The organism is Microvirga sp., assembly GCF_014699075.1.
Lineage (GTDB): Bacteria > Pseudomonadota > Alphaproteobacteria > Rhizobiales > Beijerinckiaceae > Microvirga.
In genome coordinates this window covers 1-11,538 of sequence record NZ_JACXAB010000098.1, presented here as the reverse complement: position 1 = coordinate 11,538, position 11,538 = coordinate 1, and the positions used below count along the sequence as shown (strand labels likewise).

At 61.0% G+C, this 11,538-nt stretch carries 8 protein-coding genes and 1 tRNA gene; 3 read left to right on the top strand and 6 right to left on the bottom strand.

What is annotated here, in order from left to right; genetic code table 11:
- Window positions 1–53: 53 nt before the first annotated feature.
- From IC232_RS31850 to IC232_RS31830, 5 genes are all read right to left on the bottom strand, one after another.
- Window positions 54–308, bottom strand: a complete 255-nt coding sequence (locus tag IC232_RS31850; RefSeq protein ID WP_190848961.1) for a hypothetical protein — start codon at window positions 306–308, stop codon at window positions 54–56.
- A gap of 236 nt (window positions 309–544) precedes the next feature.
- On the bottom strand, window positions 545–2,860 hold the full coding sequence (locus IC232_RS31845; protein ID WP_190848960.1) for a PAS domain S-box protein: 2,316 nt from the start codon (window positions 2,858–2,860) through the stop codon (window positions 545–547).
- Window positions 2,841–3,014 carry a type II toxin-antitoxin system ParD family antitoxin gene (locus IC232_RS31840; RefSeq protein WP_190848959.1) on the bottom strand — a complete coding sequence of 58 codons (174 nt, stop codon included), beginning with the start codon at window positions 3,012–3,014 and terminating at the stop codon, window positions 2,841–2,843. The genes IC232_RS31845 and IC232_RS31840 overlap by 20 nt, the downstream gene beginning before the upstream one ends.
- Before the next feature lie 378 nt (window positions 3,015–3,392).
- Window positions 3,393–4,559, bottom strand: coding sequence for a tyrosine-type recombinase/integrase (locus IC232_RS31835; protein ID WP_190848958.1), 1,167 nt, complete (start codon window positions 4,557–4,559; stop codon window positions 3,393–3,395).
- A complete protein-coding gene (locus IC232_RS31830) occupies window positions 4,556–4,984 on the bottom strand; it encodes an NUDIX hydrolase (protein ID WP_190848957.1) in 429 nt (142 codons plus the stop codon). The genes IC232_RS31835 and IC232_RS31830 overlap by 4 nt, the downstream gene beginning before the upstream one ends.
- A gap of 270 nt (window positions 4,985–5,254) precedes the next feature.
- Here IC232_RS31830 and IC232_RS31825 point away from each other — a divergent pair, with 270 nt between their 5' ends.
- Entirely contained in the window at window positions 5,255–6,844 is a 1,590-nt protein-coding gene (locus tag IC232_RS31825) for a transposase (protein WP_190848956.1), read from the top strand.
- A gap of 250 nt (window positions 6,845–7,094) precedes the next feature.
- Here the strand turns inward: IC232_RS31825 and IC232_RS31820 are convergent, their stop codons facing one another.
- A complete protein-coding gene (locus IC232_RS31820; protein WP_190848955.1) occupies window positions 7,095–9,071 on the bottom strand; it encodes a DEAD/DEAH box helicase in 1,977 nt (658 codons plus the stop codon).
- An 88-nt stretch (window positions 9,072–9,159) separates the two neighbouring features.
- On the opposite strand from IC232_RS31820, the gene IC232_RS31815 reads away from it, so the two are divergent.
- Together IC232_RS31815 and IC232_RS31810 are read left to right on the top strand one after the other, a co-directional pair.
- Window positions 9,160–9,235, top strand: a tRNA-Lys gene (locus IC232_RS31815).
- 665 nt (window positions 9,236–9,900) lie between these two features.
- Window positions 9,901–11,001: an adenylate/guanylate cyclase domain-containing protein gene (locus tag IC232_RS31810; protein WP_190848954.1), complete on the top strand. Its 1,101-nt coding sequence runs from the start codon at window positions 9,901–9,903 to the stop codon at window positions 10,999–11,001.
- Window positions 11,002–11,538: the final 537 nt, after the last annotated feature.

Below are 11,538 nucleotides of genomic sequence, written 5' to 3'. Positions count from 1 at the left end.
GACTGAGGATCGGAGTTGTATCGGTTAGGACACCTGAACGTGTCCGCTGTGAGCTATTCCCGCTTCTTTCTGGAATGAAGGCTGTCTAGGAACCCGAATGTGCTGGAGTAACGCACGACCGAGATGGAGCCGATGGGCTCGGCACCGAGATAGCACATCAGGAACCCTGCTGGATCGGTAGCCTGGAAGCACTCTGCATCCTTGAGGCCGGGGTTCCAGCCCTCGGCTGCCACCCAATCGATTGCCTGATCGAGATCCCTGCGATCCATGACACGGATGGCCAAGGTATCGGTGCTCGCGTGCGCCATTTTCCGCCTCGTCAGGCTTTGCGTCTCATCGAAGAGCCTGACTCGCGGCCCAGGCAGGATTCTACAAGGCACGAAACGTCTGCACATGGTGTCGCAACGAGTGCGTTGACTTCTGAACCAGTTTTCTAGAATGCCCCGGGGCCTTTCCTCACACTCTAGGCAGACGATTCAAAGTGACGTGCGCCCGTTACAAAAACACGAAGCAATGGGGAGCGACGTTACTAATCGAGCTCAACCTACCCAGCGAGCGGCGCTACAATCGTGCAGACCACACCAGAAGGCTCGAACTTGATCTCCACGTTCCCATTCAGCTCCTGAGACAGGCTGCGTTCAATCAGTTTTGTTCCGAAGCCTCGACGGCTTGGCACCCGAACAAGCGGTCCTCCCGCTTCTTCCCAACGCATCTCCAGTCGGGGCTCGTCCCCACGTCCCTTCAGTTCCCAGGCAATCGTCACCCGGCCTGTCTCGTTCGAAAGTGCGCCATACTTGACCGCGTTCGTGACAAGCTCCTGAAGCGCCATAGCAAGCGCGAGTGCTATGCGAGGAGAGAGCCGGACATCAACGCCCCGGATCTCAAAGCGACCATCACTGTGCCCTTGATAAGGCTCGACCGCCCGAAGAACGATTTCACGAAGGTAGGCACCTTCCCAGTTCTCGCGCGTCAGAACATCGTGCGCCCGCGACAGGCCAATCAGGCGGCTTTCAATTGCCTCCCTGGCAGCTTCATTACTTGGAGCGTTGCGCAATGTCTGCGAGGTGATTGATTGCACCGTAGCCAGGGTGTTCTTCACCCGATGGTTCAACTCGTTGATCAGAAGCCGTTGGTGCTCCACGGCCTGCTTCTCAGCACTGATGTCGTAGGAGATACCGACGATACCAATGAGCGAACCGCTCTCATCGTGGACAGGCGCATCGGTGACATGTCCGGGGAAGGTGGAGCCATCACGACGGCGCCCGGTAAACTCGCCTGACCAGGTGCTGCCCCGTGCAAGAGCAGCCATGACGTCCCCTGCTTTGGCCGGGTCGCTCCCTGAAGTGAGTTCCAGGACAGATCGGCCTACCGCCTCCTGAGCAGTCCAGCCATAGAGCGTTTCGGCAAAGCGGTTCCAATAAGTCACCCGGCCAGTAAGGTCGGTCGCGATGACAGCCTCACGAACAGAGTCAAGGAGTTGAGCCTGGAACTGGATCTGCTCCTCACCCCTTTTCCGGCTCGTGATGTCATAAATTACACCGAGATAGCGGGGAACCCCACCTTGATCCTGAACCCGCTGTGCGCGTCTGGCAATCCAACGTGTTTCACCCGTGTCAGGCCGGGAGAGCCTGTACTCGATGTATCCCAGCGTGTCGTCTGGGAGAGTGCGATGGCCTGTGGTAACGCGGGGTTGGTCATCAGGGTGAATGCAGGCGATCAAATCCGCGACATCGAACTCACATTGGACAGGCACACCCCACAAGCGGCAGAACTGCTCTGACGTGATGATCCGACCTGTTGAGGGAAAGAGCTCGAAGCTGCCAATCCCGCCAGCCCGCTGCGAGATCCGCAAGCGTTCTTCACTTTCCCGCAAGGCTGCCTCTGCGCGCTTTTCCTCGGTCACATCGCGCTGAACGCACAGCCAATGGGCCGCACCATCTACCTCGACTGCGGTGATCCGTGACGCAGTGATAAAGGTTGTGCCGTCTTTGCGGCGGTTGTGCCATTCACCCTCCCACCGGCCTTGGGTCCTGAGCTGTTCGATGACGGCAGAAACAATCTGCTCGTTCTCCTCGGGTGAGTATGCATTCTGGATGCTCACATGCTGCCCGATGAGCTCACCCGGCTCATACCCGAACAGCCGATCCTCGGCTAGGTTGGTATAGACAATGATGCCGCCAGCCGTCGAGAGACTGACCCCCTCCGTCATTTTCCCAACAATGAGTTCGGAACGCTGCAAGGCCTCCTGCTCATATCTCTTTTGAGTATGATCCCGCAGGATCTTGAGATAGCCAAGCAGCTCTCCATCTCGGAAAGGCAACAAGAGCCCGCTCGCCCAGAACCGTCTTCCATCTTTTTTCAGGTGCCAGCGCTCGTCTTCAGCCCTGCCTGTCGCAAGGGCTTTCCTCATCTCCCACTGAGGGACCCCCGCCTCTCGGTCTTCGGGCGTGAAGAAGAATGCTCCAGTGTGTCCGAGGACCTCGCCCTCGCCCCACCCTAGAATATTACGGGCACCGCTGTTCCAGCTCGTGACCTTACCGTCCAGATCAAGGGTGATGATGGCATAATCCGTTGCGCTCTCAAGAATAGCCCGCAGCCACCCCTCACTGGCTCGCAAGGAGTCTCGGGTCTGCTTGAGTTGCTTGATACGGGTTTTGGCTCCTGCCACATCCTGAGCATGCTCGAGGGAAGTGGTAGCCTTATCTTGCCGAACCTCTTCCGCGTTGCTTCTAGCGGCGATGTTATTTTGGAGATTTTGTGAGGCTAACTGAACTCGAAGGACTCGAATTTCCTGCTCCAGCTCCGCGATGTACTGCTGCTGGGTATCTATCCTCAAGGGTTCAGAGCTTGCGTCGTTCATGCTTAGGTGCTTGGCGGGGGCTGTTCTGAACTGTCTCTTCCCGCACCAGCAGCCTCAGAGCCGCGCGGACCACCTCACTAGCGCTCTGATACTGTCCCGACGCCACACGGTCTGAGACGAACTGTTCCAGCTCCGGGGTAATAGAAACATTCATAGTTCTACGTACTGGCATAGCCAAGGAGGCTAGAGAGGCGCGCCTGAGTGTCAAGCTGTGTCACACCCCGATCTTAGTATCAGTAGCCATGAGCTACAAATTCGGAGAAGGTCTGGCAGGCCAAGATCGTCGCGAAACTGCGGCAGGTGGATGTGCTGACCGCCCTCGTTGGGCTTGCAAGCCCGATCGACGGGGTCAGGGTATCTCACGGCGGTTGAAAAACGACCTGTTTGGTAACATTATTCCCGCTTTGCCGCCTCACTCTGCGCAATAGACTATGATTGGAAGCAAAGGCGCGGCGGTGACATTTTACACGGTCGTACGGATCTTCTGAGTGCCGTGCCTCCCAAGGTTGGATGATCAAAGCGAGATGTGCTGTCAATAAAGCCGCGCCGCCTTCCCCTTTTGCCGCTCTATTTCATTGTAATAGCTGGCCGCCTGTTGCACGGAACGGTGCTGGGATTGCTGCATGGCCTCGGGCAGAGGCACTCCGGCGTGAGCGGCTTGGGTCAGATAACCTGAACGCAGCCCATGCGCGCTGAACAGCGCCGGATCGAGTCCAGCCTGCCGGCAGCGCTTTTTGACGATGTCGTTGACCGCATCACCGCTGATAGCCCCTTGGCCCATTCGGCCCCAACGGTCTATGGCCCGAAACACCGCTCCATCGGCAATCCCCGCACGGTCCAGCCACGTGGTGAGCGCCTCGGCGGGACGGCCAATGAGAAGGACACGGGATCCGTCATCCGCATTGCCACGCTTGGTGCGTCCGAGACGGATCGCCAGACAGGGAAGTTTGGACGACTCGGGATCCCGAGGATTGGCCGGCACTGGCGGGAGGACCTCAATTTGGTCGACCCGCAAGGCGGCCAATTCCGAGCGCCGACGGCCGCCGGAGGCGAAGGCCGTCAGGAGCAGGGCACGGTCGCGCCGGTCGACAAGGAGGTTGAGGACGCAGGTGGCGAGCAACCGGTCAAGCACGTCGCGGGTGACTGCCCGCTGGCTCTTGCGCTGAGGGGGCCGGGTACTGGCCCGGACGGCGAACTTCAGGGCCGTCTTGAACGCTGGCGTCGCGAAGGCGGGCGCAAGACCGCGCCAGCGATGCAGGGTCGCCCAGCTGGAGAGACGGCGGCGGACGGTGCCCGGCGCATGCGGTCCACTTACCCGCAGCAGACCCTCGGCCTTGAGGCTCGCCGCAACGATCTCTGGCATGCCATGACCCGGATCCGTCTCGCGCCGGACCGGATCCCAGAGATGATGAGCCAGAAACTTCAGAGCCAAGCCTTCGGGCGCTGGCCAGGCGAGGGGGAGCCCGGTTGCGGCGAGCGCCCAGCTTTCCAGATAGCCCAGATCCGAGGCGAGGGCGCGCAGGGTGTTCGCCCCCATGCCCTCTTCCGCGAGGTGCTTGAGGGTGGCGACGTCATCATCCGTGAGCAGAGCCGCAAGCGCCTCCCGGCGGTCAGACGGAAGAATTCCGGCAAGCGCGTCGAGCTCGTTTGTCCGCCGCAGGTCGGCGTCTTCCGTGTGCTCGGCTACTGGCTTGATCACGCCTCCACTCCACTGGAAAGGCGCTGCGAGATGGGCAGAACACAGCGGCTGACCAAAGGTGCAAGATCGGAGGTAGGGAAGGTGAGGGGCTCGAAGCGGAGATCCGCGATTTCCGCTCTCGGTTCCGGTATAAGGGTGGCGGGAAGTCGGGCGAGGAAGATGATAGCGAGCACGTCATGACCAGGTTCATTGGCAGCAGGCGCCGTAAAGGTTCCGAGGAAATCTAGGGCTTGGGGGGAAAGAGGGATCCCAAGCTCCTCGTGGAGCTCCCGGCAGGCGACCTCAAGGGCGGTCTCGTTGGGCTCGAACTTGCCGCCCGGTAGTATAAAGCGCTCGGTGCCACGCTTTCGTACGAGCAGGAGTTGCTCGTCACGGAGCAGCGCGACGGCGACAATTCGGATTAAGGGCAGAGAAACGGTTGTCATGGCAGCCTCTGAGGAGGGGGCCGGCGATCTATGCCCTGATTTTGCAGGCCGGCGCAACACTCCCGATAACAACGAATTATCGGGAGTGAGCGTCGTTGCTTACATGCATACCCACTCAGTGTAGTAAATAGTATCGAAGATACGTTTAGCGTGATACGAATGTTTATTCACAGGGATTTATGCGGGGCATGCACTATGGTTGTTGCGGGTAACCGGGGCATTTTGGGGGCAGGGATTCCTCCAAACGGGCATTCATGATTCAATCCCGGCATGACATCGCCGCCCGGTAGGTCCAGCAAGCCTCTGTCCTCGACGGCCCTGCGCCAGCTGGTCTCGGATCTGGCTGGCAAGATCGATCGACTGGAGCAGGAGGTCGAGCAGCTACGCCTCGACAACCAGGCCTTGAAGGACGAGATCGCAAGGCTCAAGCACCTGCCGCCACGACCGCCGTTCAAACCGTCCGGAATGGAGAAAGCCACCCAGCCAAAGCCTGCCGGTCCGGGCCGGCGCCCTGGGCGCGGCGCCAAACGGGATCGGGTCACCCGCGAGGTCACGCTGCACGTCGAGGTTCCACCCGGCTCGCGCTTCAAAGGCTACAAGACGGTGGTGCACGGGGATCTCGTGCTGGTTGCCGAGGTCGTGCGCTACAAGCGGGAACGCTGGCTCACCCCAGAGGGCCAGACCATCATCGCCCCCTTGCCGGTCGGCGTCACCGGCGGCTACGGTCCCGGCGTGCGCCGGTTCTGCCTGGCTCTGCACACGCAAGGCCAGGTCACCACCGAGCGCCTGACCGACCTGCTGAACGGCATCGGCCTGTCGATCTCGAAGCGCGAGGTCGTGCGTCTGCTCACCGCCGATCTGGAGCTCTTCGAGCAGGAAGATCACGCGATCCTGCAGGCAGGCCTCGTCTCTTCGCCGTACATCACCGTTGATGACACCGGTGCGCGGCATGCCCGCCGTCCGGGTGTCACCACCCAGATCGGCGGCAAGCGCTTTTGCGTCTTCCGCACCAGCCGATCGAAATCGCGCTTGAACTTCCTGTCGCTGCTGCGGGCCGGCTGTGACGACTATGTCGTCAACGAGGCCGCGCTGGACTATCTGCGCCGGCAGCCGGTCGAGGCCGCCGTGATCGCGCGGCTGGCGGCGCATCCGGACCAGGTGTTCTCGTCGCAGATGGAGTGGTGGCAGCATCTGTTGCGGTGCTCGATCAACATCTTCGACTGGCCGCTGCTGCAGACGCTGAACGAAGCCGCCACCTGGGGTGCGATCCGGCATCACGGACTGATGGAAAACACCGTCGTGGTCTCCGACGATGCTGGCCAGTTCCGCATCGCCCAGCACGCGCTGTGCTGGGTTCATGCCGAGCGCCACCTGGAGAAGCTGATGCCGGCATCACCCAAGCAGGCCAAAGCGGTGGACTTGGTCCGCGAGACCATCTGGTGTTTTTACCGCGGTCTGAAGCTGTGGAAGCAAAGCCCCACACCGGGGGCGGAGGCGTTATTCCGGCGCCAGTTCAACCGGATCTTCGGCCAACGCACGGGCTACAAGGAACTCGACGAATTGCTGGCCCGGCTGGCGCGGAGGAAGAACGAATTGCTGCGGGTGCTCGAGCGTCCGCAGATCCCACTGCACACCAATGCCTCCGAGAATGACCTGCGGGCCTGGGTGATCAAGCGCAAGATCTCCGGCGGCACCATGAGTGCGGATGGCCGCGTCGCACGGGATGTGATGCTGGGGCTGCAGAAGACCTGCCGCAAGCTCGGGCTGTCGTTCTTCGACTATCTCGGGGACCGGCTCGGCCTGAACCCGGATCAGCCCAAGATCCCGCCGCTTGCCACCCTCGTCAGCCAAACCGCTTGAGGCCCGCAGCCCCCCAAACTGCCCCGATGACTTGTTGCGGGTAAGCGGGGCAGATTAGGGCGCGCGGAATCCCTCAGAAGTGTATCTGCGGTTCGATCGAGGCATGACCTCCTCCGGCGGGTCCGCAGCAGCTCGGCTTCACGACGGCCGAGGCTCGCTTAGGAGAACCTGATCCAGAAAGAAAATACGGATCAGATCCTCTCTGACTTGGCCGAGCACATCACCAGCCCTGCCGCTGCCATCTGATGCCTTATTGGGGTGAGCTGCCCTTTGGGGCCAGATTGGCCAATATGGCTGACCGAGCAGACCCAGAGCTGGACTGTGAGGACAGTTGGTCCCAGACCAAGCGGCGCCGTCGAGCCACTGTCCAAGCGTAACGGGGATCGCCTTCCAAGTGGTGGAGGTGATCACAGAGGCGGTTGCGCTCCAGCCAGGTCAAAGCTGCCTCGAGTTCAGCCAGGGTCATCTGGCCTCGTCCCTTGTTGCCGAACACCCGCTTCAGCACCGCATTGTAGCGGTGGTAGAGCCCCTCACCAACATGCGGCACCTGCAGGCCGGCTTCGTCCTCCACGGCCTGAGCGGCAACGGCCTCACCGATGCGAGCCCGCAGCCGCCGTTCCGTTGCGGATGGCGGCTCAATCAGGTGTGCTTGGTCGGCCTTTCGTTCTCGGCGGGCCTCTTCGAAGACCGAGCCGGGCTTCAGCGTTGCGTAGCGCAGACCCAGCGCATTGCTCTCCAAGGGCGTAATTCCACGTCTCTCTCCCTCGTCCCGGTGTGCCGCGAGATGCTCGGCGAGCCAAGATGGTGTCTCCGCCTCAGCATTGCGCCGGCGCTGACGGGCCAGCATCCCCTGCTCAGCCTCGATGCTGCGGCGGAAGCGGACAAACAGCGGATCGTCCGGGTGGAAGACGAGGGCGCGCTGACTCTCGTAGGGACCCGCATGAGGATCCACTCGCGTGGCTCGGGCGATCATCTGTTCAAGCCAGGGGCGGCTGCGGATGTGGGTAAGGGCAGCCACCACCGCGACCTCCGGCGCATCGAGCCCCTCGTAGGCCATGGCCACTGTGACCAGGATCGCCGGTTCCGCTGTCAGCCGAAAGGCGGCCAGCGCCTCGGGTGCTCCACGCTCATTCGAGATCGCCAATCGCACCTCCCTCTCGGCCTGCCGGAGTGGCATCCAGCTTCGCAGCATCTCACAGTAGTGCCGGGCACTACGCTGATCAGGCGCGACCACGAGCAACTTGCCGAGACCCCGGACGACCTCATCGGCAGCCAGCCCCCGCTCGGCCCGCCGGCGGGCTCTAAGATTGCGTGTGGCCCTGAAGGCCTCCTGGAGCAACTCCCGGGCAAAGCCAGTCCGCAGCGCGGTGAACAGGGCAGGGCGGGTTGTCTCGGTTGGGTAGGGGCCGGACAGGCGATGGGGGCCGAGCCGGACGTCGTCCATCGCGGTTCGCCCTGCTTGCAACCAACTGGCTTCACCATCGAGGGCACCAAAGGTGATGGGCAGCACCGCGCGCTCGGCTACCGCCTGAGTTCGTGAGTAGCCGGTGATTGCCCAACCGGGAGCCTCCAGATCAACCTCCTGCGTGCCAGCGTCGGGTCCAGTGCGATAAGGCAGCCATAGGATGCGCCGGCCATCTGCCCGTTCCAGGGTTCCCGAGAGAAGCAAGCGTAGGGCTGCGGATTCCAGAAGCGGCAGCAGGGCCCGGCTCCAAGCTGAGGCATCTTCGTTCAGGGGAGAGGCTTGACCGGACCCTGCGGATGCGGCTGGCTCGTACTCGCTAAGAGTGGGCAGGTGATGGACCTCATCGACCACGAGCAGGGTGCGATGGCGGCGGAGCTCGGCCAGATGCAGGTCCGGTGCCGCCGCGATCGCCTGGTACGTGGTGATGTACCCAGCCAAGCCCCGGCTCGGGTCTGCTTCGTTGTCGGCGGCACGAACCGAGAGCGCGTGGCCAAGCGCGGCTCGCCAGACCGGGTCGGCAAAGGCTTCTTCGGCTTGGAGGCGGAGACTGTCGCGAGGCACAACCCAGCAAATCCGCTCCACATGGCCGGCCTCGATCAGGCGAGCCGCAGCAATCACTGGGAGGAGGGACTTGCCGCCGCCAGGCGTCACCGCCGCCAGGATGTCCGTGACCCCTGTCGCTTCACCGCGTGTGATTGCAGCGACAAGGCCTGCAAGAGCCTGCTGATGCGCCCGCAGGGGCCTTTCACGAGACGTGGACATATGGACCGGTCCGAAGGCAAATCACCAGCATCCAGCATGGGGTGTTTCCGGCGACGTGTGAATCCCCTCGCTGGTGCGGCGCGCTCTTGGGATCTTTCAGCGGCCGGAAGACGCTCTGACTTTTAATCAGGGGGTCCTGGGTTCGAGTCCCAGCGCGCTCACCACCTCAAACCCTTAACCGGCAAGGGTTTTATGCGTGTCTCCCGTGGGCACTTGCGCTGGCTATTGCCTTTCGGGTAACGCCACGGGTAACCGCAGATGAAACTCGCACACTTCACGCGAACTCCGCCTCGCTCTGCGCTCGGTAGCCAAAGGTCCGCAATTTCGCGATAGGCGGACCTTCATTGGGCCGCTCTACGTTACACTCTGACCCAGAGCGGCCCTTCCACGTAGCAATGGAGCGCCCGCGCCTCACTGACCCTTGCTGCCTCAATAGTGAAGCGCATGCGGGCGGTAACCGAGACGAGTCCCGCCGAGGGGGCGCATGCACTGATCGAGGATAGGTTCGTGCCGGACGTTATCCTCACCGATCATATGTACGATAGGACCAGCGCTGACCTAGCTTGGCTGCTGAATGAGCAATACCCCACGATGTTGGTCTTGCCCAACTCGGGCTGCCAAGCTGAGCGGCGAATATTATGGCCGACTTCTGATGTCCTTCCCACACGAGTGTCACCGTCCAAGAGATCTGCCATGTACCAGAACCATTTCTAATGTAACTTTATTGTATTAGTCGGCCTTGCTGGATCTTCTGAATGATCGGGATACGCTCTGGTGAATAGTGCTGAATGTTCGCAGGCCTCTTCGAGCGTCGGTTGGGAGACCACAGATGACATTTGATGGTACCGGGATCGAGCCCTTCGCAGTCCTTGAAGCAGCCTCAGAAAGCATTCTGGTCACCAATGCTGATCTGGAAAGACCTGGTCCGATCATTGTCTATGCCAACCCCGCTTTTGAACGAATGACCGGGTGGAGCGCACGCGAAGTGATTGGCCAATCGCCTCGGATCCTCCAAGGTGCGAGTACTGACCTCTCGATCTTTCTCGGAATGCGGGAAACGCTCAAGAGCGGACACCGGTGGGAAGGTCAAACGGTCAACTACCGCAAGAATGGTCGTCAGTTCGTCATGGAGTGGTCAATCACCCCGTTGATAGACACGGCTGGTCAGATCACCCACTTCGTTGCAGTTCAACGCGATGTTACTACGCGGGTCGAAGCCGAACGGCGTGTCGCGCAAGCACAACAAGCTGCCCGTGAGGCAGACCGGAAGAAGGCCAACCTCGCGCGCTACTTTTCGCCTGCAATGGTCGAAACCTTGGCTCAAAGAGACCACCCTCTCGGCCCTGTGCGCCGGCAGGCAATCGCAGTTCTCTTTGTTGACATCGTCGGGTTTGTTGCAATCAGTGAGAGCTTGGCGCCTGAGCGTGTCGTTGGACTGCTCCGGTCGTTCTACCGTCGAATGGCAAAGGTGATCTTTGCGCATCGGGGCTCCATCGACAAGTTTTCGGGCGATGCGGTAATGGCGCTATTCGGCGTACCCAATCCTACCGGGCTGGAAGCGACCAATGCGCTGCACGCCGCAATCAGCATCATTGACCAGGTGGAGCTTTGGAATGCGAAGCGGATTAGCGCTGGCCGTCGTCCCATTGAGGTTGGTGTCAGCGCCAGTTTCGGCGTGGTTGTTCTCGGCGATATCGGGACGCGCAATTCCATGAGCTTCACAGCCATTGGGACGACGGTAAATACCGCGAGCAGGATGCAGGAATTGTGCCGGGTGCTGCAATCGCGATTGGTTGTCAGTCAATCCTTGATTGCACAGGCTCGTGAAGAGAGCGGTGATCAGTTGGAAGTATTACGGCGCCTTTCCGATGCGGGACTCCACTCGTTGCGTGGCGTCATGCTGCCAGTTAACGTGTGGACGTGCGTCTGACCGTCCGGTGCCAGTGGTGACCTGTCGAGCGTGTTTCTCACTAGGGCTGCGAGCGCTCGGCTCGGTTCAAACATGGAACTCGTGAGAACCCCAGACGCCCAGACTTAATTCTGCCGGAATGACAGCTTTTTGGCACTTCTCGGACGTCAAGGATTGGTCAGCTTAGCCGGTCAAAGGAGACCTTCCTGAAACGGTGGGTGTTTAGGTGGTTCGACCCGAGACGAACCTCCTCAGGGCCTATTAGGTGACAGCATTTGTCCGGAACGCGTTGTTTTGCACCGTTGAACCGCACGGACACGAATGAGGTTGTTCCAGATGGAGGCAAGGCGCTGGCCGTGTGTTCATCCCATGAGCGAGGCAGAGCATGACAAATGTCCGCGAGGCGCTGCTGAGAACGATATGGCATGGTGAGGACCCTTTCCTGAACTATCCCAGCCGGCTGTATCGGCAGGATCATCAGGGGTGGGCATCGAGCCACCCTTACTTGTCCGACGCGATCGAAGCGCTCCGGCCATCCGTGGTGGTTGAAGTGGGCGT